The following is a 22374-nucleotide window of genomic DNA, read 5'->3' as shown; positions in this document are numbered from 1 at the left end:
GACCATATTTTTACATTGGTCCATAAACATCGAACGAAGCAGCCGCTTTCGTTCAATATTCAGGAGACAGGCCTTGGACACCCTCACCCGCATGCGCGCCTTCATCGATGTAGTCGAAGCCGAGGGTTTTTCGGCGGCCGCGCGCCGTACCGGCCGCTCCAAGGCACTGCTCTCCAAATATGTCCGCGAGCTTGAGGATGATCTCGGCGCGCTGCTCTTGAACCGCACGACGCGGCAGTTCTCTCTTACCGAAGCCGGCCACACCTATTACCGCAGTGCCTCGGACATATTGAAAGAGATCGACAACCTCGCCGACCTGGTGCGCGAAGGCAATGCGGACCTAAAGGGCCGACTGCGCGTTTCCGTGCCGCGCACCTTCATCGATGCCGATGTCGGTCAGTCGCTGATCGATTTCGCCAAGGGGCATCCCGACGTGCAGCTGGAAATCGTCGCGGACGATCGGTTCGTCGATCTGATCGAGGAAAATTTCGATCTGGCGATCCGTATCACCCGGCTGGAAGATTCCGGCATGATCGCCAAGAAGCTCAACGACTTTCGCGTTCACGCCGTCGCGACCGCGGATATCGTCGCGCAATATGGCCCGCTGGAACATCCGCAGCAGTTGAGCAATGTCCCCTTTATCATCGATACCAACACGCGCGGGCACAACAATATCCGTTTCGTCGAAAAGGACGGCTCGACTTTATCCGTAGGCGTGTCAGGCCCGATCGAGGTCAACAGCCCGCAGGCGACATTGCGGGCCGCTCGCGCGGGGCTCGGCGTCGCGATCATCCCGGATTTCATCGCCAACGCCTATATCCAGTCCGGCGAGCTCGTCACGCTTTTCGATGACTACATCATCAAGGATCGCGGCATCTACGCCGTTTATCCGCATCGTCGCTATCTGCCAGCCAAGGTCAGAAGCTTCGTCGATTACCTCGCCAACTGGTTCCGCCAGGCGCGATGACGCAGTAGATGTCACAGTAATTGTGTAACATGTGAGTCGAAATTCCGTCCCATTTCAACGGCACAGCAGGCTGACGAGATGACACGGGACGAATATAGGGCGCCGGACCGAATGAAAAAAAGACTTGCGATCATCACCGCCCTTGCGGCCTGCGCGCTGCCTTATGCCGCCTCGGCCCACCCCCATATCTTTGTCGAATCGCGGCTGGAAGTAATCGGCGGGCCGGATGGCATGGTGCAGGAGCTGCGCAATGTCTGGCGTTTCGACGAGGTCTTCTCGTCCAGCGTGTTGCTGGATTTCGACAAGAACACCGATCTGAAACTGGACGAAAGCGAGCTGGCGGAACTCGGCGAGACGATGCGCACCTCGCTTGGCGACTACCACTACTTCACCACTTTGACGGTGAATGGCGCAACTGTCGGCGTGCAAAAACCGGACGTGATCCACGTCACCTTCAAGGATGGGCAGATCCTCGTCTTCTTCTCGGTCAAACCGGACAAGCCGATGCCGCTCAAGGGCAGGCTGACCTTCGGTATCTACGACCCGACCATGTATACCGCGATCGACTTTCCGACCGACAAGGACCTCGTGGCAGAAGGCCCCGCCTTCGCCAAATGCCAGCACAAAGTCATCCGTCCGGATCCCGACGAGGTCCTCTCCCAAAACAGCGCCTCGCTGACCGACGCATTCTTCAACGATCCGACCGGAACCGACATGTCGAAAATGTTTGCGACCCGTCTGGAGCTGACATGCTGAAATCTCCAAGGCTCGGTGTGGCGGCAGCCTTTGCCGCTGCGGCCTTTGCCAGCTTCTATCTCGCCAGCGCCGTTCACGCCCAGTCGCCCCTGGGCGTCGGATCGGCAGAACCTTCATTCTCTGTCGGCGGGCCGTTCGCACCCTATCTCAGCTGGATCAATTACTACCAGCAATCCTTTTATCGCGCCCTGACCGGCTCGCTGAAAGCGATGCGGGAAGACCCTTCCGCCTTGACAGGCCTGATCGGCCTGTCCTTCGCCTATGGCGTCTTCCACGCCGCCGGCCCCGGTCACGGCAAGGCGGTCATTTCCTCCTACATGATCGCCAATGAAGTAGAACTGCGCCGCGGCGTTGCCATCTCGTTTATCTCGGCGCTTCTCCAGGGGCTGGTCGCGATCCTCGTCGTCGGCGCCGCCTTCGTCGTCCTGCGCGGCTCGGGCATCACCATGACAAAGGCGACATGGGCGATGGAAGTCGCAAGTTTCGCCATGGTCGCCGTCTTCGGCGCCTGGCTGTTGGTGAAAAAGCTTCGCGCGCTGAAACTACGGGTCGTGCGTGTCCCGGACGCCGCCCCGGCAACCGGCACACTGTTCGATGGACCCGCCGCAAGCCGCAGCTCTACCGGCCTGAATTTCAAGGCGGTCGAAGTCGACGACCATGACTATGAAGGCGACGGCGACTATTGCGAGGCCTGCGGTGTCAGCCACATGCCCGATCCGAAAATGCTGGACGGCAAGGATTTCAGTCTCAAGGAAGCCTGGTCGGCGATCATCGCAGTCGGCCTGCGCCCCTGCTCCGGCGCCATTCTCGTCATGAGCTTTTCGCTGCTGAACGGCCTTTATCTCGGCGGCATCCTGTCGGTGCTGGCAATGTCGCTCGGCACGGCGATCACCGTTACGATCCTCGCCTCACTCGCGGTCGGCGCCAAGGATATAGCTCTCAAGGTTGCTGGACCCGGTTCAAAAACAGGCCGCTGCGTCGGCCATGCGATCGAGATCGGCGGCGCGCTTTTCGTTCTGCTGATCGGTCTCTCGCTGCTAGGCGCGTCGCTACAGGCGTAACGTCAACGCCGACGCTGATACCGCGCCCTCAGCCAGAAAATCCAGAAGAAACCGAGCAGCAGGATCCCGCCGACGATAAAGGCAAGCGCCGGCGAATACTGGCCGATCCAGAGCACCAGAGACGGCAGGAAATAGATGACCACCACGGCGCCGATCATGATCAGCGCCGCGGCAACCATCTGCGATCTCGTCTCCGGCTTCATGCTCATACCCTCAAGCGCTGGCGATTTCGGCGCGGATATCCTCCAGCCGCCGCTTCTGGCTACCGTCGGCATCAAAATTCTCCGGCGCAAGCCAGGCTTCGAATGCCGCCTTGATAACAGGCCACTCGCTGTCGATCATCGAGAACCATGCCGTATCGCGGTTGGCACCGCGGGAAATCACATGCTGACGGAACACGCCTTCGAAGGTGAAGCCATAACGGATCGCCGTTCTTTTGCTCGGCTCATTTTCGTTATGGCACTTCCATTCGTAACGGCGGTAGCCGAGATCCTCGAACACATGTTTTGCCATAAGGTAATGCAGTTCGGTCGCCATCGGCGAACGCTTCATCGCTTCGCCATGCGCCACCGAACCGACTTCAACGACACCATTTTTGGGATCGGGCCGCATGTAACTTGCCATCCCGACGATCTTGCCGGTCGCATTTTCCCGCGCCACAAGCGTGATGAAGTTGAGATTGGCTTGCGCACCCTCAACCCATGCGCCGAACTCGCCCGCCGTGGCATAATCCTCGTTGGGAAAATACCGGATCAGATCGTTGATCCCCTCGCCGCCCAGAGCTTCCCAGAGCGCCTGCAGATGCGTGTCGCGATCATAGGGTTCGAGCGTGACGAACCGGCCAGTCAAGGTAACGGGCTTGGGAGCTGCAACTTTATAGGTTTTCAGATCTTGCATCGGAATGGCCTTGTTTCGCTACCCGACGATTAAGTCAGGGATCTCCCAAAGGCAATGCCGCACCTGCCATTGGGCGTAGAGCCGGAGGGCGAGTACCTCGTCCCCAATTTATCATCAATCAATATTTGGCTCAGCGGATATATTGTTGTTGGTCTAGGATGGATTTAAATTCGGCTGAGATTTTGGGGTGCAAAAGATGCCCGTAAACCTGCCGCAAAAGTCTCCGACAGACCCTCGCCTGCTGACATTGCTGGGCCATGTCGCCGAAAGCTCGGGACGCCTCTGTCTTTCCGAAGATGAATATGAATTTCTGGAGGCGGAAACGTTCTTTCAGGATGCGGCGCGCAACAAGCTCATAACCATCGATCATGGCGGAGAATGGTCAACGGGAGCGGTAATCTCAATCACCCGCGAAGGCCGCCTTATGATCGGCTCACCCGAACCCGAAAGCATCTGGAAAAAGCTTGAAGGCCTTTTCCGCCGCCGCATCGGCGGGGCAGACGGCTGACCGGCAAGGGAGCCGGTCTGAACCGGCCCCCGTTCCTGTCAATCTAGGTTATCCGGAGATCAGATCCCCTTCGCGCCACTGGCCTGACTTCCAGTTTCTGATCCGCATGCGACGAGCGACAAAGCCGCAAAGGAACGGAGTGATCACGAAGCTCGCTACGATCACCACGGGGATCAGATATTTCGCCTGATCGGCAAAGCTCGGCACCGAAAGAACGGTGATGACGCCGGCGCCGAAGAGCACGGCGTTGATCATCAGCGCGCACATCACTTTCAGCCAGATATCGGTCGGAATTTTCTCGGTTTCCATCATCGTCTTTCTCCTTTCAATGCCGACAAAAGCACCTGGAGCCAGAATTGTTCCGACAAAACACAACCGATACGCGTATTCCGTGTCTTCTTTAAACCGCCGGAGACGCAACCTTGGCCGACGAAACCGTGGCGTCGATATGGTCGATCAAGGCGTCGGGCAGATTGAGACGGCCGGCAAGCATATCGAGATAACCGCGCTCCGCCCTCGTATCCGGATCGATCGTCAGCCTTGTTGCGGTATAGAGTTCGACCTTCTGCTCCTCGGTACGTGCAGCAGCCACCAGATCGTCGATATCGACCGGATTGGCGAGTTCCTCGGCAATGAAGGCTTCGGCTTCCGCCCCGAGATCGACAGCATGGATCTTTTCCATGATGTTGGCGCGCTCGGCTTGGTCGATATGGCCGTCAGCCTTGGCGGCAGCGATCATCGCCCGGACGAGTGTCAACGCGAAATCATTGGAAAGCTGTGGCGACTGGAGGCTGAAGGGGGAATCCGGCGGCGGCAGCGCAATCGGCTCGGCTGCACTCGGCTGCGGCTGCGGCGCGGTCTGCGGCGATTGCCCGGACTTGTAATTCTTGTAGGCGAGATAACCGAGGCCCGCGACAGCGGCGATGCCGCCGATCGTCACCGCGTTGCCGGCAAGCTTGCGGCCTGTCTTGGTGCCGAGAATGGCGGCAGCGATACCGGCCGTCTTCAGAGGATTATTCTTGGCGATGTCCGTCACCTGCCCGGCCCATCCCGAGGCGGATCCGGATTTGCCGCTTCCCGAGCGCCCGGGAACCTGTGACCCGAGGAACTGGTCGAGAAGCTTTTTCGCGTCGAACATCGATATCTCCTATCGGTTGAATTTCGAGTGGGAGATAAGAACGAAAACGCGGGAAAACAATTTTCCCGCGTCATCGATAACGAAATTGTCAGAATACTCCGGGAAAAATCCCGGTGATCTCAACCCTTCAGTGCGAAGGCTTCCGATGCGAGCTTGGTGATGCCGGCCCAGTCGCCTGCAGCAACCAGTTCCTTCGGAGCAACCCAGGAGCCACCGACGCAAACGACGTTCGGCAGCGACAGGTAATCCTTGGCATTCTTCAGCGAGATACCGCCGGTCGGGCAAAAGAACGTACCTGCAAGCGGCGAGGACCAGGCCTTCAGCATGGCGGCACCACCAGCCTGCTCGGCCGGAAAGAACTTCATCACGTCATAACCGGCTTCGCGCAGCGTCATGACTTCGCTCGGCGTTGCCGTGCCCGGCAGAAGCGGAACGGCAGAATCCTTGGCGGCGGCAAGAACGCTCGGTGCGACGCCCGGCGAGACGATGAAGGTGGAGCCGGCCTTGACGGCGGCTTCGTAATCCTTCGAGTTCAAAATGGTGCCGGCACCGACATTGGCGCCTTCGACTTCGGCAGCAACCGCCTTGATGGCATCGAGTGCCGCCGGCGTGCGCAAGGTGATTTCGATGGCGCGCAGGCCGCCGGCAACAAGTGCCTTGGCCAGATCAACTGCCGACTTGGCGTCATCGACGATCAGCACCGGAACGACCGGCTGCAATTTGAGGATGGAAAGGACTTTCTCGGTTTTGCTAGCCATGCACGTTCTCCCTGAAACGATTGAAAATATGGCCCGGAAATAAACGTCGGCACGGTCATTGTCGAGAAAAAACCGGGCGGTGCGACAGAACGCATTTTCCAATCGTCATGTTTGCACTAGGTTGCTGCCGATGTTCCAAGACAGGTGTAGATGACATGGCGAAGGAAATCGAGCGTAAGTATCTGGTCAGAACCGACGGCTGGCGCTCCGGCGCCTCGTCATCCTCCAGCTTCCTGCAGGCTTACATTTCTTCCGGCAAGGATCGTTCCGTTCGTGTTCGCATCATGGATGGCGAAAGGGCGAAACTGACGATCAAGATCGGCCGCGACCTCTTCGCCCGCGACGAGTTCGAATATGACGTTCCGCTTGCCGATGCCAAGGAAATGGCAGAGCAAGCCCTCGGCGTCGTCCTGGAAAAGACCCGCTACTTCGTTCCTTATGAAGGCTATACCTGGGAGGTGGACGTCTATGCCGGCGCCTATGCCGGTCTGGTCGTGGCAGAGGTCGAGATTGCCAGCGAAAAGGACCGGCCGCCGCTCCCCGACTGGATAGGCAAGGAAATCACCGGTGACCGGCGTTATTCGAACGTCAACATGGCAGTTGAAGACCTGAGCGAGGAACTCGTGCATGGCTTACCGTTTACGGCCGTCTGAACCCTTCACCGCCGAATTCTGTTCCGTCGCCCGGCAGCAGCTTTCGAAAGCGATCAGCTATCTCGAAGATCAGCCCGACGGCCCGCACGAAGCCATTCACGACGCCCGCAAGCGCTTCAAGCGTATTCGTTCCCTCTACCGGCTCATCCAGCCGGATGCTCCTGATTTCCGCAGGCAGGAGAATGCCAGGATCCGCGATATCGCCCGGCAACTCTCGTCCGTACGCGATGCGACCGCCCTTGTCGGAACCGTAACCTATCTGGCAGACTTCGCGGCCTCTCCCGAAGAAAAAACCGCGCTAGAAACGGCACGAACGACACTCACCGCCCGCAGGGATCGCATCGCCGCGGAAGAACATGACCTTCCCGCCAAGATCACCTCAGCGATCGAGGGTTGCCGCGAAGCGATCGACGCGCTCGATGCCCTGAACCTTTCAGATACCCCGCGCAAGACGGCAAAGCACCTTGGAAAGGCCTGGAGGAAGCAGCTGGCGAAAGCCCATGCCGCGGTGCGCGAATGCGAGAAGCAGGGCGGCGCCGAAAGCTATCACGAGCTGCGCAAGAGCGGGCAGGCCTATTGGATGCACCTGTCGCTTCTGCGTGAGATCTGGCCCTCTGCGATGCAGGCGAAACAGAACGAGTGCAAGACGCTCGTGGATCTTCTGGGCCACGAGCACGATCTCTCGGTCCTGACCGAATTGGCGGATAAGGAACCCAGCCTGTTCGGCAGTGGCGACAGGCTTGCACGCCTGCTCGCGGCAATCATCAATCGCCAGCAGACGCTGCGGCGCGATGCGATGGAAAAGGCTCAAGGCCTGCTGGCAGAGAGACCGGCGGAAGAGGCCGCCCTGATCACACTCCTTTGGGAGAGAGCGGCAGGAACCAGCTCCGGCAAGACCAACAGGAACGCGGCTGAGCCTCGAAAGGCAGAGGAAGAATCCGCGTTGCGTGGCGCGCGATAGCGCTGTATTTGAGCCCCATGACAGACAATCAGATCACATCTCGGTCCCAGGCGACCGACGGAACAACCAATGGCTTCCTCGTTGCGGCGCTGTATCATTTCGCCCGTTTCGAGCGTTTTGAGGATTTTCGTGAGCCGCTTCAGGCTTTCTGTGATGAGAACGGCATCAAGGGTACCTTGCTGATTGCCCGCGAAGGCATCAACGGCACCATTGCCGGCACCGACGATGCGATCGCCCGCCTGCTCGCCCATCTGCGCGCCCAGCCGGAATTCGCCAATCTGGAGCACAAGGAAAGCCGCGCATCGAAGATGCCTTTCCTGCGCATGAAGGTTCGGCCGAAGAAAGAGATCGTCACCATGGGCGTCGAGGATATCGACCCCAACAAGATCGTCGGCACCTATGTCGATCCGAAGGACTGGAACGCGCTGATTTCCGATCCCGAGACGATCCTGATCGACACGCGCAACGACTACGAAACCGCGATCGGCATCTTCAAGGGTGCCGTCGACCCAAATACGAAGACCTTCCGCGAGTTTCCGGACTGGGTGCGCAACAATACCGGCCTGCACAACAAGCCGAAGATCGCCATGTATTGCACCGGTGGCATCCGCTGCGAAAAGGCGACGGCCTTCATGAAGGAAGAAGGCTTCGAGGAGGTCTATCACTTGAAGGGCGGCATCCTCAAATATCTCGAGGAAGTGCCGGAAGAGGAAAGCCTGTGGGAAGGCGCCTGCTTCGTCTTCGATGAACGCGTCTCGGTCGAGCATGGCCTGAAAGAGGGCAATCACAAGCTTTGCCACGCCTGCCGCAACCCGATCACCGCAGAAGAGATCACCTCTCCTAAATACGAGGAAGGCGTCTCCTGCTCCAACTGCTACGACACGCGCAGCGAAGCCGACCGCCTGCGCTACCGCCAGCGGCAGCACCAGATCGCCCTCGCCAAGAAGCGTGGCGTCAAGCATATCGGCAGCTGAGAGACCGGTCGGTGAAAAACGTGTTGTTCGTCTGCAGCCAGAACAAGCTGCGCAGCCCGACAGCAGAACAGGTCTTCGCCGACTGGCCAGGTGTCGAGACATCTTCGGCGGGAACCAATAACGACGCCGAAAACCCGCTTTCCCGCGAACTCGTCGAATGGGCCGACATCATTTTCGTGATGGAGCGCGCCCACCGCGCCAAGCTTCAATCGCGATACCGGGCCGCGCTGAACGGCACACGACTCGTCTGCCTCGATATTCCCGATGACTATCAGTTCATGGATCCAAGGCTCGTGGAGCTTCTCAAAGCCAAGGTTCCGCGGCATCTATGAATGGCGAGCAATAACCTCACCTCAGCGAAAATATCGCTCTGCGCTCATCGCGCCGGAAAACGCTGTCAATATCGTCAGCCGACATCGGTTGACCGAACAGGTAGCCCTGCAACTGGTCACAGCCCGTCAGCCGCAATTGCAACACCTGGGCATCCGTCTCAACACCTTCGGCGGTGACTGGGATATCCAGCGAGCGCGCAAGCGCTACCGTCGCATGCAGAAGGTCGACCGCGCTCCGTTCCTGATCGAGCGCATGGATCAGCGATTTGTCGATCTTCATGCGGTCGAAACCGAACTGGCGAAGATAACCGACACTCGAGAAGCCGGCGCCGAAATCGTCGAGTGCGATATGAACGCCCAGTCGCCGCAGCCCGGCCATCGAGGTTTTCGCCCGGTCGGCATTCTGGATGAAATAGCCTTCGGTCATTTCCAACGTGATGTCTGCGGGGCTGGCTTTGGTCTGGCGAAGTACGTAGGCAACGTTCTGCGGAAACGCAGGGTCGCGGAATTGCCCCGGAGAGATGTTGACCGACAGCTTGAAGCCTGGCCAGCGTTTCACCGTCTCGCAGGCACGATGCAACACAAAGAGACCGAGCTGATCGATCAGGCCAGAGGTTTCGGCAATCGGAATGAAGACATCCGGGGAGACCGCGCCATAGCCCCTACGGTTCCAGCGGGCCAGCGCCTCCACCCCTACGATCCTGCCATCCTGAGCCGAGACCACCGGCTGATAGACAACGGTCAGCTCCTGCCGTTCGATGGCGATCCTGAGGTCAATTTCGAGCCTGTGGCGCTCCTCCCGCTCGGCATCCATGTCCGGCGTGTAATACTCAAAGCGGCTGCGCCCGCTGTCCTTGGCCCGATACATCGCCATGTCCGCGCGCCGGACCAGTTCTCCACCATTAACGCTGCCGCGCTCGGATATCGCGATGCCGATGCTCGTCCCGATCACGGCCACCCGCTCACCGATGGTAAAGGGCTCCTCGAAAAAGCCGAGAATGCGCTCGCATAGCATCGCCGTTTCGCGGCCCGGATCGTCCGAGAGAACTGCAATGGCAAACTCGTCTCCGCCGACCCGGGCAAGCACTGCCCCGTCGCCCACGAGGATCCTCAACCCTGCCGCGACGCTGCGGATCAGCGTGTCGCCGGTACCATGCCCATAGGCATCGTTGACTTCCTTGAACCCGTCGAGATCGAGATAAAGCATAGTCACGCTCTGCCCGCTGCGCGCGCCTTCCTCCACCATGTCATCGAGAGCCATGAAGAACCCCGTACGGTTGAGCAGACCGCTCAGCCTGTCGGTCATCGCAAGACGGCGCGCCGAGGCCTCATCGGCTTTCAGTCGATTGAGAGTATTCGTTCCGGCAACCAGCAGAAGCAGGAAGAAAAGCCCGACCATGGCCACTGCGCTGTAAACCAGTGAGCGGACCTGAAGATAGCTGATGTCCCCCGGCTTGCGCGGCGTCCAGCCAAGCTTTGCCAGAAGCCGACCATGCACGTTGCGAATCTCGACTGCATTGGGCAGCGCCTCATCTGCACCGACGAAATGCAACCCGCCGATGACATAAGTCTCCCCGAGTGCCGCAACCTTCTCGTCATTCAGATGGCGTGCGAAAACCAGATAGCGCCGGTTTTCCGGAGACACGTCGATAGCACCCGACTTCTCGCGGATAAGAGCTACACCGATCGCCGAAACACCCTTGCTGGTAGCGATAAATCCGATCGCCTCCGGCACGCTCTCCGGGCCGGCCGACTGCGCCTTGTCGAAAAGTGTCCAGAGCGATGAATCGAAATAGTCGCCGGGCGCCCAATCGACCGGATGACCGTCCTGATAGGCCATCAGAACATTGCGATGGGTGTCCAGCAGCATCGCAACGTCGAAAAGATCGCTGTTGACGGTCATGTCGCCGAAATTGCTGATGATCCAGTCCTGCCCGTCCGGCGCATAAACGAAATTCGCTGCATCGTCCCAGGCGGCATAGTCGTTCAGCGTCGCGTGAAGCTGATCCTGAAAGGTCCGAACGGCACCGCTGGTGGTCGCACGCGACCGCTGCTCATCGAGATTGTTGGTGTGGTCGGTGATCCGGTTGACAGCTGTGAGAATGAAAACGGTGACGAGAAAAACGACAAGGGCGAAGGCGCCGAGCATCGAAGTCACGGCGGACTTGCGCCCAACGTTCACGGGGCGTCGGAAACGGAATGATAACAGCCCCATAGAACCCCTCTCTAAACCAGAAGTTTATCGCGAGTATTCCTTCAGATACAGTTAAGATTGAAGTGGAAGATACCACATCAAAAAGAAGCCCCTTACGCGTTCTCTCGCGTAAGGGGCTGTAACAGATCAATATTTTGCTTCGCAGCAGATTACCAGGACGGGATCAGCGCACCCTTGTATTCATCGTTGATGAACTTGCGGATGCTTTCGTCGTGATAGGCTTCGACCAGCGTCTTGGCCCAGGGAGCGTCCTTGTCGGCGGAGCGTACTACGATGATGTTGGCGTAGGGCGACTTTTCGCCTTCGATGGCGATCGCATCCTTCTTCGGGTTCAGGCCGGCTTCCATGGCGTAGTTCGTGTTGATGACGGCAGCATCGACGTCATCGAGCGAACGCGGCAGCTGGGCAGCGTCCAATTCGGAGAATTCGATCTTCTTCGGGTTCTCGATAATGTCCGAAGGCGTGACCTTGATGCCGGCATCCGGCTTGAACTTGATCAGGCCCTTCGAAGCCAGAACCAGCAGCGCGCGGCCGCCATTGGTTGGGTCGTTCGGGATGGCGACGGTGTCGCCGTCCTTCAGCTCGTCAAGGCTCTTCACCTTCTTGGAATAGACGCCCATCGGGGTGGTGATCGTCTTGCCGATGGCAACGAGATCGAACTTGCGGTCGGCGATCTGGTTGTCGAGATAGGGCTGGTGTTGGAACGAGTTGGCCTGGATGTCGCCGTCGTTCAGCGCCTGGTTCGGCACGACATAGTCGGAGAACTCGATGATATCGATGTTGAGGCCCTTGGTCTTGGCGACGGCGGCAACCTTTTCCATGATATTGGCGTGTTCACCCGGCGTGACGCCGACCTTGATGTCTTCGGCAAGTGCGGAGCTTGCGGCAGCAAGCGCAAATGCGGCAGCGAGTACGAGCTTCTTCATTGGATGTTTCCTCACGATTTTATTGGGTTTATGGCGTTCCCGGCCTCGTATCTTGGGAGGTGGCCGGAAACGCAATTCGTTGGTGCTTACCAGGTCGGCGTGATCGCGCCCTTGAACTTCTCTTCGATGAAGGCCGACACTTCCGCGCTGTGATAGCTCTCGACGAAGGTCTTCACCCAGTCGGCATCCTTGTCCTTGGCGCGAACGGCGATGACGCCGACATAAGGCGCCTTGGTGCTTTCCTGGAAAATCCCGTCCGTCTTCGGGTTGAGGCCGGCGGCAAGCGCGTAATTGGTGGTGATGGCGGCGAGATCGACGTCATCGAGCGAGCGCGGCAGCTGGGCGGCATCCAGTTCGACGATGTTGAGCTTCTTCGGGTTCTCGCTAATGTCAGCAACCGAGGCCTTCACGCCGATACCGTCCTTGAGCGTGATCAGCTTCTGGTCGGCCAGCAGCAGAAGCGCGCGCGCACCGTTGCTCGGGTCGTTCGGGATGGCAACCGATGCGCCGTCCTTCAGCTCGGACAGAGCCTTGATCTTCTTCGAGTAACCGGCCATCGGGAAGTTGACCGACTTCGCCACGCTCACGAGATCGAGCTTCCGCTCCTTCACCTGGTTGTCCAGATAAGGCTGGTGCTGGAACGAGTTGATGTCGATATCGCCATCCGACAGCGCCTGGTTCGGCACGACATAATCGGAGAACTCAACGACATCGAGTTCAAGTCCCTTCTTGGCGGCGACTTCCTTCACCTTCTCGACGATCTGCGCATGCGGACCGGGCGTCACGCCGACCTTCTTGGTTTCGGCAAGCGCCGCACCGGTGGAGAAGAGAGCGGCAAGAGTGGCCGCAACAATCAGTTTCTTCATTATCTTGTCCCTCTGAAACACTCAGTTCTTGCGGTTACGTTTATCGAAACGACGGGCCAGCGCATCGCCGGCGCTCTGGACGAGCTGGACGAGTACGATCAGCACGACGACAACGGCGAGCATCATTTCCGGCATGAAGCGCTGGTAGCCGTAGCGAATACCAAGGTCGCCGAGACCGCCGCCACCAACGGCACCGACCATTGCCGAATAACCGATCAGGCTGACCAGGGTCATGGTGAGCGCCGCCATCAGCGAAGGTCGGGCTTCCGCCAGAAGCACCTTGAAGACGATCTGCGTCGGCGTCGCGCCCATGGCACGGGCAGCCTCGATAAGCCCCTTGTCGATCTCGCGGATCGCAGCTTCGACCAGGCGCGCGAAGAAGGGAATGGTCGCGATCGTCAGCGGCACGATCGCCGCATAGGTACCGATCGACGTACCTGTAATCAGCCGCGTAAACGGAATGATCGCCACGACGAGAATGATGAAGGGCGTGGAGCGCGCAGCATTGATGATCAGGCCAACGATCCGGTTGATCGCCGGAGCAGGAAACAGCTCGCCCCTGCCGCTGGTAGCAAGGAAGATGCCGATCGGCAGCCCGATCAGCGAACCGATCACGCCGGCCGCGGCAACCATCTGCAGGGTCTGGCCAAGCGCCTTGAGCAACAGGTTGAGAAGCATATCAGGAGACATAGCCGAGCACCTCCGTGGAAAGGCCGGTTTCGGCATAGAAGCGATTGGCCCGCTCGATAACCGCAGGATCAGCGGAATAGGAGACGACCAGTGAGCCGAACGGCTTGCCGCCGATTTCCTCGATCCCGCCGGCAAGAATATTGACGTCCGAACCAAGCTCGGCAACGAGCCGGCCAGTCAGTGGCTGGAAAGCGGTCTCTCCGAAGAAGACAAGTCGCACCAGCGCCCGGTCTCCGGCCGAAGGCGAATGCTTGATACCTGTCCGCAGCCATTCAGGCAGCGCCAGCGATGATGCAAGCAGCGTCCGTGTCGTATCATGTTTCGGGCTGGCATAGACATCGAAGACCCGGCCCGATTCGACGATCAGGCCCTTGTCGATCACCGCAACATCGGTCGCGATCGTCTTCACCACTTCCATCTCGTGGGTGATGAGAAGCACGGTCAGGCCAAGCTCGGCATTGATGCGCTTCAGAAGCTCGAGGATCGACTGGGTCGTTTCCGGGTCGAGTGCCGAAGTGGCTTCGTCAGAAAGCAGAAGCTTCGGATCGGTCGCCAGCGCGCGGGCGATGCCTACACGCTGCTTCTGGCCGCCCGAGAGTTCGGAAGGATAGCTGCGGGCCTTGTCGCCGAGACCGACGAGATCGAGCAGCGGCCCGACCTTGGCCTTGATCGTCCTGGCATCGACGCCGGCAATTTCCAGCGGCAGCGCGACATTGTCATAGGCCGTGCGCGACGACAGAAGATTGAAGTGCTGGAAGATCATGCCGATCTGGCGGCGCAGATCCCGCAGGCCTGATTCCGGCAGACCGCCGACTTCCGTACCATCAACGATGACCTTGCCGGACGTCGGCTTTTCAAGCCCGTTGACAAGACGAATAAGCGTCGACTTGCCGGCGCCCGAGCGGCCGATAATGCCGGTGATCGCGCCGTGTGCAACGGTGAAATCGATCCCGTCAAGGGCCGTGAAAGCGGGCTGGCCGCCCGTACCGCCGAAGCGCTTCGTAACGCCCTTGAAGGAAACCATGGGAGTGCCGGAAGACGCCCCCTGGTCTATTCCCTCCGCTCGGACGGACGGCGCGACAGTTGTCGCGGCATGTTGGATGGTCATTTGAAACTCACGAGTTAAGTCAGGTCATTCTTGGCGGCGAGAATACCGCTCGATCACGCGCCCAGACGGCACATTCGATGACAGGTGACTTTCCGGAGCATTTCGATCGGCTTTCTCTTGGAAAAGGCCTAGCAGCCTTGTTGGTGGCAGATCAATGCCCCGGCCCTACCCTAATTCCTAGGGATGGAATTTCAATTATTGGCGAGCGAGCGAAAAACTCTTCCTAAGCCCCTATTACGTCTGGCTTTTATCAAGCCACCCGATGATTTCCGCCGGGAAATTGCGACGCCAGTTCGCGATACCATTTTCCGCTCGTTTTGATCGTCCGTTCCTGGGTCTCGTAATCGACGTAAACGAGGCCGAAGCGCATGCGGTAACCTTCAGCCCATTCGAAATTGTCCATCAGGCTCCAGGCGAAATAACCCTTCACCGGATAACCGTCCGAAACGAGATCCGCCACGGCCGAGAGATGTTCGACATAATAATCCAGTCGCGGCTGGTCATCGATCTCGCCATTCTGCGGTCCCATATTGTATGCGGCACCGTTTTCGGTCACGTAGCAATCGGGCAGCTCGTAACGACGGTAAAGATCCTCCACCAGCGACTTCATCGCCGGCGCGTAGATTTCCCAGCCGATATCCGTCACCTTCTGGCTGACGAAGGGTGCTCCCTGCGTGGCGGGGTAGATCGCCTCCTCCGCGGAATTGTTGGTCACACGCATCGGTGTGTAATAGTTGAGCCCCCACCAGTCGAGTTTCTGGCTGATGATCGAAAGATCGCCATCCTCGATTTTCGGCATCTGGCTGCCGAGCGCCTCGATGAGGGATGCGGGATATTCCCCCTTGAACACCGGGCCGAAAAAGGCCCCGTTATGGAAATCAAAGGCCCGCTCGGCCGCAGCCTTGTCCTCGGGGGTTTCGGAACCGGGAATGACGGAATGGGCGTTGAGCACCAGCCCGACCGGCACGTTCGGCGTCACATGCCGGATCGCTTCGACGGCAAGACCATGTGCAAGATTGGTCGTGTGCATGGCGGCCAGTGCCGCCTCCATGTTGCGCTCGCCCGGCGCGTGCACGCCGTAAAGATGCGAAAGCCATACGGAGCACCACGGCTCGTTGAACGTCGCGACAGCGTCCAGCCGGTCACCAAGCCGGGCCATGACGACCTTAGCGTAACGCTGGAAAGCGTAAGCGGTGGTACGTGCCGTCCAGCCCCCATCTCCCATCAGTGAAAGCGGCAGATCCCAGTGATACAGCGTCGCATAGGTCTCGATACCGCGCGCCTTGCAGCCATCGACCAGCCGATCATAGAAATCCAGACCCTTTTCGTTAATGCGGCCGGTGCCTTCCGGAATGATGCGCGGCCAGGCAATAGAGAACCGATAGGCCTCAACGCCCATTTCCTTGATCAGATCAAGATCTTCTTCCAGGCGATTGTAGTGGTTACAGGCGACATCTCCGTTGTCGCGGTTGAACACCCGCCCCGGCATGTTGGAGAAAGCATCCCAGATCGACGGCTTGCGCCCGTCGACCTTGGTCGCACCTTCGATCTGGAAGGCGGCAGTTGCCACTCCGAAGAGAAAGTCACCGGGGAAACGCGCCGCGAAAATCTTCGGATCGGTCATGAGCAGGCTGTCCTCTTTATGATGGCGCATCGGGCAACGGAAATCAGAACTCGCGTCCTGATGATGCCGACCTCCATAACAGATATTGCGGCGCTTTGCAGGGGCAACGATGCCGCGCAAGGAGACCCGCACGGACAGCTGCAGGTAGCTCACCTCCGCCTCCAAAGACTCGCAGATGCTTATCAACACACACGCAAAAATAGATATTTAGCCGTCAAAATGGGTGGAAAATTCCAAAATACAATCAATAATACATGCAATTTTAGCGATTAATATTCATACATAGAAAAACATTCTCAATTCAGGCGAAAATCGGGCAAAGTTTAGCCTTTCGATCCTTGAACCTCCAATCCTGCGACGATAGAGCGCGGGTGTCATAGTGACGCTCTCCCGTCTCGGAGGCCTCACATGAATTTCAATGGCTGTCCCCCTCAGCCACGAAGGAGTGAACAATGAGAGATATTCCGGGCCTGCCGTCCCGTCGAGGTTTCCTGAAAGCCTCGGCGGCGACTGCCGCTATTGCCGGTATCGCCGTTCCGGCCAAGGCCGAACAGAAACCAGAACCCGTCGCCCTCACAGAATACCAACCGGACTGTCTCAAGCCCAGTGAGTGGGTTTTCGTCATGGCAGCGGTAGCAAGACTTATCCCGTCGGACGGCGATGGCCCCGGCGCGATCGAAACACGCGTTCCCGTCTTCATCGACAAGCAGCTCGCCGGCGATTACGGCAAGGCTTCCGATTGGTACATGGTCGGCCCTTACGAGCCGGCGGCAAGCCCGCTGCGTGGCTGGCAGACGCCTCTCAGCCCGCTGGAAATCTACCAGCAGGCAATCCCGCTCTTCGACGAGTGGTGCAAGACCACCCACGGCAAGATTTTTGCCGAACTGGATGCGGAAACCCAGGACAAGGCTCTCACCTCGCTCCAGAAGGACGAGATGAAGATCAAGCCGGAACTGCGCGAATTTTTCGGCATCCTGCTTGCCAACACCAAGGAAGGTTATTTCTCCGACCCGATGTACGGCGGCAACCATGGCATGGCGGCGTGGAAATATATCGGCTTCCCGGGTGCCCGCGGCTCCTACAAGGAATGGGTCGGCAAGCATAACGTGAAATATCCGCTCGGCCCCGTCTCCATTTCCGGCGAAAGGGGTTAAGCACCATGGCACGGACAGAAAAGAAAAAAGACGTCGTTCTCGTCGGCTTCGGCTGGACAGGCGCGATCATGGGCATCGAGCTTGCCAATGAAGGCCTCGAGGTTCTGGCGCTGGAACGCGGCCACGATCAGGCGACCGTTCCGGACTTCCAGTATCCGAACATGATCGACGAGCTGAAATACGGCATCCGTTACGGCATGATGGAAAAGCCTGCCAACACCACGGTCACCATCCGCCGTTCGCTGGATGAGGAGGCTCTGCCTTACCGCAGCCTCGGCACTTTCCTGCTCGGCACCGGCGTCGGTGGTGCAGGCACCCACTGGAACGGCCTCAACTGGCGTCCGATGCAGTCGGAATATCGCCTCAAGTCCTATGTGACCGAAAAATTCGGCGCAGACGTCATGACGGAAGACATGACGATCCAGGACTATCCAATGACCTATGAGGAACTGGAGCCGCATTTCGACCGCTTCGAGAAGGTCGCCGGCATTTCCGGCACGGCCGGCAATATCAACGGCAAGATCGTCGAGGGCGGCAACCCGTTCGAGGCACCGCGCTCCGACGAATACCCGATGCCGGCCATGCCTTCGACCTGGGATGGCGTCAAATTCCGCGACGCTGCCAAGGCTGCCGGTTACCATCCGTTCCCGTCGCCGGGCGGCATTGCCTCCAAGGACTACAAGAACGAATACAACATGCAGATGGGCCCGTGTAACCATTGTGGTTTCTGCGAACGTTACGGCTGCTACAACTATTCGAAATCTTCCCCGCAGACGGCAATCATCGATGCCCTGAAGCGCAAGAAGAATTTTGAATACCGCGTCAATTCGGAAGTTCTGCGTGTCGAGAAGGCCGCCGACGGCAAGACCGTCACCGGCGTCACCTATTTCGACCACAAGACCGGCGAGGAAGTTTTCCAGCCGGCCGATCTGGTCATCCTGACCGCGTTTGCTCTGAACAACGTCCACCTGATGCTCGTATCGGGGATCGGCCAGCCTTACGACCCCAACACCAATGAAGGTGTCGTCGGCCGTAACTACGCCTACCAGATCACCGGCGGTTACACGCTGTTCTTCAAGGACGAGAACTTCAACCCATTCATCGGCACCGGTGCCAACGGTTTCTGCATCGACGATTTCGGTATCGACAATATCGACTTCGCCAAGGAAGGTTTTGTCGGCGGCGCCTATTGGCGCGCAGGCCAGACCAACGGTCAGCCCGGCCACACGATGCCGCTGCCGGCAGGCACTCCGAGCTGGGGCGCAGGCTGGAAGAAGGGCATCGGCGAATGGTACGGCCATGCGATGAACATCGGCGCCCACGGCTCCGTCATGTCCTATCGTGGCCACTATCTCGACCTCGACCCGACCTACAAGGACCGCCACGGCCGTCCGATGCTGCGCATGACCTATAACTGGCATCCGAATGAAATCCGCCAGACGCAGTTCATGAAGCAGAAGATGGAACCGGTCGCCAAGTCGATGAACCCGACGACGTTGCAGGAAGGTTTCAAGAAGGAAGGCGCCATGTTCGACGTCCGTCCTTACCAGACCACGCACAATACCGGCGGCACTGTCACCGGCGACGATCCGAAGACCTCGGTTCTGAACCGCTACCTGCAGTCCTGGGATTGCCATAACCTGTTCGTCATGGGTGCCAACACCTTCCCGCAGAACACGCAGTACAACCCGACCGGCATGGTCGGTGGCCTCGCCTATTGGGCGGCAGAACATATCCGCAAGGATTACCTGCCGAACCCGCGTCCGCTGGTGTGAGGAGAGAAACAATGAAAAAACTCATTCGCGTTCTCGGCGTCCTCGTCGTTCTGGGTGTTGCTGCCCTTCTCGCCTTCATCTTCGTGCCGGTGCAGCGTACCGGCACGGTCACCCAGCTCGCTGCAGACTTCAAGCCGGCCAAAGGCCAGGGTGAATATGTCATGCGCGCAGGCGACTGCATGGCCTGTCACACGTCGGAGGGTGGCAAGCCCTTCGCCGGTGGCCGCGCCATCGAAAGCCCGATGGGCACGATCTGGACCACCAACATCACGCCTGACAAGGAAACCGGCATCGGCAACTGGTCGCTCGCGGATTTCCGCGCGGCCCTTTACGATGGCGTGACCCCGAACGGTACGCACCTCTACCCGGCCATGCCGTATGAAAACTATCGCAAGATGTCGGAAGAGGACATTGTCGCCCTCTACGACTACTTCATGCATCAGGTCGAACCGGTCTCCAGCAAGGTCGAGGAAACCAAGCTCGCCTTCCCGTTCAACATGCGCTTCGGCCTGCGAGCCTGGAACTGGCTCGCTGCCAGCTATCCGGCCGGTTTCAAGCCGGTTCAGGGCGCGGACGAGCAGTTCAACCGCGGAAAATATCTCGTGGAAGGTGCTGGCCACTGCGCCGCCTGCCACAGCCCGCGCAACCTGTTCATGGCGCAGGATGGTATCGACGACACGTCGAAGGCCTTCCTCTCCGGTGGCGAGATCGACGGTTACACCGCACCTGACCTTCGCGGTCCGGACAGCGGCCCGCAGAAATGGACCACCGAGCAGACCGCTGCCTATCTCGCGACTGCCCGCAACGCCCATTCCTCGGCAACCGGCGAAATGATGCTGGTCGTGCGCGACTCGCTCCAGTACCTCACGCATGAGGACAACATGGCGATCGCCACCTATCTCAAGAAGATCGGGACCGCGCCGGCAAATGTTTCGGCCGCTTCGGCAAAGCCTGAGGTAACCGAGACGGAAAAGCTGCTGACGGACGCCAAGCCCGACATGCCGCTCGGCCCCCGCCTCTATCTCGACAACTGCGCTGCCTGCCATATCGTCAATGGCAAGGGCGCCGGCGAGACCTTCCCGGAACTGGACGGCAACTCACTCGTCACGGCAAAATCGCCCAAGGGCCTGATCAGCGTCATCCTTCACGGCGCGGAATTGCCTTCAACGGCTGACCGCCCGATGAAGCTGCGCATGCAGGGCTACGACAACCGCCTGTCCGACGAAGAGGTCGCAACGCTTGCCACCTTCCTGCGACAAGGCTGGCACAATAAGGCACCAAGCGTTTCGGCGGCCGAGGTCAAGGCTGTTCGCGACGCGGCAACGCACTGATTGCATCCGGCTCCGCCATCTTAAGGTGGCGGAGCTACTCACCTTGCGTCAGGCAACTGTTTCCCATCACAGCGACGAGAGAAAGCATCTGAAGTGAAGGATTCGGATTCACCCACGACGAAACCGCAACCTCCGCTAATAAACTCTTCACCAACAGACAAAAATAAAGCTGCGGCATCACCCAAATAGGTGATTTATTCATTCTCGATAGCGCCAAATATCCTCACAATTCGAGGAATTGAGTGGCGTGATACTTCGATTACCGAAAAATCTTGTCCAGCCCGGCCTTTTTATAGAATCGGTCGAATGCCCGAGCAGTGAGTTCTCCCGGCGGCGGTTCATGCTCGACTCCGAAGATGATATGAAGGCGATCCTTCACTCCTCTGCTACAGACATCCTCGTAAGCCGCCAGAAAAGCCGTATCGACGCAACGGCCCTCCTCGAACGCGCTCCGCCGCGCTACGCGAAACTTGCCTCACTCGACAAATCACCTGCAACCGAGACCGACAAGGCGCTCGATGATGCCATGACCACCATGCGCCAGGGCGTGACGGGCATGGTGTCCGGCAGGGTCGATATGGAGCAGATCGCCCAATCGGCTGCCTCGGCGCGCCGGGCAGTAGAAGCCGCGCCCGATCTGTTCATGCAGGTCACCCGTTTGAAGACCAAGGACAAGGGAACCTATCTACATTCGGTCTCCGTTGCCGGCCTGATGGCGCAGATGGCGGTCATGCTGGAATTCGACGAAGCCCTGGTCGACGAGATCGGCCGAGCCGGCATTTTGCACGATTTGGGCAAGCTGCTTATCCCCAATGCTATTCTCAATAAGCCGGGCGAACTGAACGCTGCCGAAAAGCGTGTGATCCGCAACCATCCCGAAATCGGATATCGCCACATGAAGAAGCTCGGCGGCGTGTCGGATCTCATCCTCGATGTCTGCCGCCTGCATCACGAGACACTGGATGGGAGCGGTTATCCGCTTGGCCTGAAGGCCGAACAGATCGGCACCGCTGTTCGCATCTGCACCGTCTGCGATGTCTTCGACGCGCTGACTACCGTACGCCCCTACAAGAAGGCTTGGTCAACGACAGAAGCCCTGACCTGGATGTACGACAAATCCAATCTCTTCGACCGCAAGCTCGTTCTGCGACTGGGTTCAATGTTTCGTTGAGATTTCCGACTGATCACGACGATTTCAACCGAGTTGTGTTGCGCTGCAATATTTGGCGAAGGATGAAGCGTTCCATTCGAATCAAATGGAAACACCCATGTTGCAAAACCTCGACCGCTCCCAGCCGTATTTCCTGAGCCTGCTCCGTGCCATTTCGGCATTGGTCCTGTTCAGCTACGGCACCCAGAAGATCCTGCATTTCCCGGCTGCCCAGAGCGTGCCGCCGGTAGGTTCGATGTCCTGGATCGCCGGCATGCTGGAACTGGTGCTCGGCTTCTGCGTACTCATCGGCTTCAAGACCCGTTATGCAGCCTTCGTGCTTTCCGGCCTGATGGCCTTCGCCTATTTCATCGGCCATTTTCCGCGCGGCATCTATCCGGCGCAAAACGGCGGCGTAGCGGCCATCCTGTTCTGCTTCATCTTCCTCTATATCTTCGCCGCCGGTCCTGGCCCGGTCAGCGTCGATGCCAAGATGCAGAGCAAGTAAGAACGTCGAAAAGGCTGAGGCA

General features: G+C 58.8%; 24 protein-coding genes. 13 read left to right on the top strand and 11 right to left on the bottom strand.

Features of this window, described 5'->3' with window-relative positions:
- Positions 1-73: 73 nt before the first annotated feature.
- The 3 genes from GGE33_RS01875 to GGE33_RS01865 all read left to right on the top strand — a co-directional run bounded on the left by GGE33_RS01875 (position 74) and on the right by GGE33_RS01865 (position 2784).
- A complete protein-coding gene (locus tag GGE33_RS01875; protein WP_183821041.1) occupies positions 74-967 on the top strand; it encodes a LysR family transcriptional regulator in 894 nt (297 codons plus the stop codon).
- A 111-nt stretch (positions 968-1078) separates the two neighbouring features.
- Positions 1079-1723, top strand: a complete 645-nt coding sequence (locus GGE33_RS01870; RefSeq protein WP_148143351.1) for a DUF1007 family protein — start codon at positions 1079-1081, stop codon at positions 1721-1723.
- On the top strand, positions 1717-2784 hold the full coding sequence (locus GGE33_RS01865; protein ID WP_183821040.1) for a nickel/cobalt transporter: 1068 nt from the start codon (positions 1717-1719) through the stop codon (positions 2782-2784). Before GGE33_RS01870 ends, GGE33_RS01865 begins: the two co-directional genes overlap by 7 nt.
- A gap of 2 nt (positions 2785-2786) precedes the next feature.
- Here the strand turns inward: GGE33_RS01865 and GGE33_RS01860 are convergent, their stop codons facing one another.
- On the bottom strand, positions 2787-2987 hold the full coding sequence (locus GGE33_RS01860; protein ID WP_183821039.1) for a hypothetical protein: 201 nt from the start codon (positions 2985-2987) through the stop codon (positions 2787-2789).
- Positions 2988-2997: 10 nt separating this feature from the next.
- Positions 2998-3681 carry a GNAT family N-acetyltransferase gene (locus GGE33_RS01855; protein ID WP_183821038.1) on the bottom strand — a complete coding sequence of 228 codons (684 nt, stop codon included), beginning with the start codon at positions 3679-3681 and terminating at the stop codon, positions 2998-3000.
- Between the two features lie 196 nt (positions 3682-3877).
- Between GGE33_RS01855 and GGE33_RS01850 the strand changes: the two genes are divergently transcribed.
- Entirely contained in the window at positions 3878-4189 is a 312-nt protein-coding gene (locus tag GGE33_RS01850) for a hypothetical protein (RefSeq protein WP_183821037.1), read from the top strand.
- Positions 4190-4237: 48 nt separating this feature from the next.
- On the opposite strand, the gene GGE33_RS01845 is transcribed toward GGE33_RS01850, so the two are convergent.
- The 3 genes from GGE33_RS01845 to GGE33_RS01835 form a co-directional block, all read right to left on the bottom strand.
- The gene (locus GGE33_RS01845) at positions 4238-4501 is read right to left on the bottom strand and encodes a hypothetical protein (protein WP_246435691.1); all 264 of its coding nucleotides are present in this window, start codon (positions 4499-4501) and stop codon (positions 4238-4240) included.
- Between the two features lie 88 nt (positions 4502-4589).
- On the bottom strand, positions 4590-5327 hold the full coding sequence (locus GGE33_RS01840; RefSeq protein WP_148143340.1) for a tellurite resistance TerB family protein: 738 nt from the start codon (positions 5325-5327) through the stop codon (positions 4590-4592).
- Positions 5328-5446: 119 nt separating this feature from the next.
- Positions 5447-6085 carry a 2-dehydro-3-deoxy-phosphogluconate aldolase gene (locus tag GGE33_RS01835; RefSeq protein WP_148143337.1) on the bottom strand — a complete coding sequence of 213 codons (639 nt, stop codon included), beginning with the start codon at positions 6083-6085 and terminating at the stop codon, positions 5447-5449.
- A 155-nt stretch (positions 6086-6240) separates the two neighbouring features.
- Here GGE33_RS01835 and GGE33_RS01830 point away from each other — a divergent pair, with 155 nt between their 5' ends.
- The 4 genes from GGE33_RS01830 to GGE33_RS01815 are packed head-to-tail and all read left to right on the top strand — an operon-like array spanning position 6241 to position 9005.
- Entirely contained in the window at positions 6241-6738 is a 498-nt protein-coding gene (locus GGE33_RS01830) for a CYTH domain-containing protein (protein WP_148143335.1), read from the top strand.
- Positions 6713-7699 (top strand): CHAD domain-containing protein, encoded by a 987-nt coding sequence (locus GGE33_RS01825; protein ID WP_183821036.1) that lies wholly within the window; start codon positions 6713-6715, stop codon positions 7697-7699. Before GGE33_RS01830 ends, GGE33_RS01825 begins: the two co-directional genes overlap by 26 nt.
- A gap of 17 nt (positions 7700-7716) precedes the next feature.
- Positions 7717-8673, top strand: a complete 957-nt coding sequence (trhO, locus tag GGE33_RS01820; protein ID WP_183821035.1) for an oxygen-dependent tRNA uridine(34) hydroxylase TrhO — start codon at positions 7717-7719, stop codon at positions 8671-8673.
- A gap of 11 nt (positions 8674-8684) precedes the next feature.
- A complete protein-coding gene (locus GGE33_RS01815; RefSeq protein ID WP_183821034.1) occupies positions 8685-9005 on the top strand; it encodes a low molecular weight protein tyrosine phosphatase family protein in 321 nt (106 codons plus the stop codon).
- Between the two features lie 16 nt (positions 9006-9021).
- Here GGE33_RS01815 and GGE33_RS01810 read toward each other — a convergent pair whose 3' ends face one another.
- The 6 genes from GGE33_RS01810 to GGE33_RS01785 form a co-directional block, all read right to left on the bottom strand.
- A complete protein-coding gene (locus GGE33_RS01810; protein WP_183821033.1) occupies positions 9022-11220 on the bottom strand; it encodes a bifunctional diguanylate cyclase/phosphodiesterase in 2199 nt (732 codons plus the stop codon).
- 149 nt (positions 11221-11369) lie between these two features.
- Positions 11370-12146, bottom strand: coding sequence for a MetQ/NlpA family ABC transporter substrate-binding protein (locus GGE33_RS01805; protein WP_148143321.1), 777 nt, complete (start codon positions 12144-12146; stop codon positions 11370-11372).
- An 86-nt stretch (positions 12147-12232) separates the two neighbouring features.
- Entirely contained in the window at positions 12233-13012 is a 780-nt protein-coding gene (locus tag GGE33_RS01800) for a MetQ/NlpA family ABC transporter substrate-binding protein (RefSeq protein ID WP_183821032.1), read from the bottom strand.
- A gap of 21 nt (positions 13013-13033) precedes the next feature.
- Positions 13034-13702 (bottom strand): methionine ABC transporter permease, encoded by a 669-nt coding sequence (locus GGE33_RS01795; RefSeq protein WP_148143316.1) that lies wholly within the window; start codon positions 13700-13702, stop codon positions 13034-13036.
- Positions 13692-14726, bottom strand: a complete 1035-nt coding sequence (locus GGE33_RS01790; RefSeq protein ID WP_246435790.1) for a methionine ABC transporter ATP-binding protein — start codon at positions 14724-14726, stop codon at positions 13692-13694. The genes GGE33_RS01795 and GGE33_RS01790 overlap by 11 nt, the downstream gene beginning before the upstream one ends.
- Before the next feature lie 334 nt (positions 14727-15060).
- Positions 15061-16434, bottom strand: a complete 1374-nt coding sequence (locus GGE33_RS01785; RefSeq protein WP_183821030.1) for a GH1 family beta-glucosidase — start codon at positions 16432-16434, stop codon at positions 15061-15063.
- A 452-nt stretch (positions 16435-16886) separates the two neighbouring features.
- On the opposite strand from GGE33_RS01785, the gene GGE33_RS01780 reads away from it, so the two are divergent.
- The 5 genes from GGE33_RS01780 to GGE33_RS01760 all read left to right on the top strand — a co-directional run bounded on the left by GGE33_RS01780 (position 16887) and on the right by GGE33_RS01760 (position 22352).
- Positions 16887-17588, top strand: a complete 702-nt coding sequence (locus tag GGE33_RS01780) for a gluconate 2-dehydrogenase subunit 3 family protein (protein ID WP_183821029.1) — start codon at positions 16887-16889, stop codon at positions 17586-17588.
- 5 nt (positions 17589-17593) lie between these two features.
- Entirely contained in the window at positions 17594-19363 is a 1770-nt protein-coding gene (locus tag GGE33_RS01775) for a GMC family oxidoreductase (RefSeq protein ID WP_183821028.1), read from the top strand.
- Between the two features lie 11 nt (positions 19364-19374).
- The gene (locus GGE33_RS01770) at positions 19375-20694 is read left to right on the top strand and encodes a cytochrome c (protein WP_183821027.1); all 1320 of its coding nucleotides are present in this window, start codon (positions 19375-19377) and stop codon (positions 20692-20694) included.
- Between the two features lie 247 nt (positions 20695-20941).
- Entirely contained in the window at positions 20942-21865 is a 924-nt protein-coding gene (locus tag GGE33_RS01765) for an HD-GYP domain-containing protein (protein ID WP_343062186.1), read from the top strand.
- 97 nt (positions 21866-21962) lie between these two features.
- Positions 21963-22352: a DoxX family protein gene (locus GGE33_RS01760; RefSeq protein ID WP_183821025.1), complete on the top strand. Its 390-nt coding sequence runs from the start codon at positions 21963-21965 to the stop codon at positions 22350-22352.
- The last annotated feature ends 22 nt before the right edge of the window (positions 22353-22374 follow it).

The sequence above is a fragment of the Aliirhizobium cellulosilyticum genome (genome assembly GCF_014198105.1).
GTDB lineage: Bacteria > Pseudomonadota > Alphaproteobacteria > Rhizobiales > Rhizobiaceae > Neorhizobium > Neorhizobium cellulosilyticum.
The sequence above is the reverse complement of the archived record's forward strand: the minus strand, read 5'-3'. Positions and strand labels throughout refer to the sequence as shown.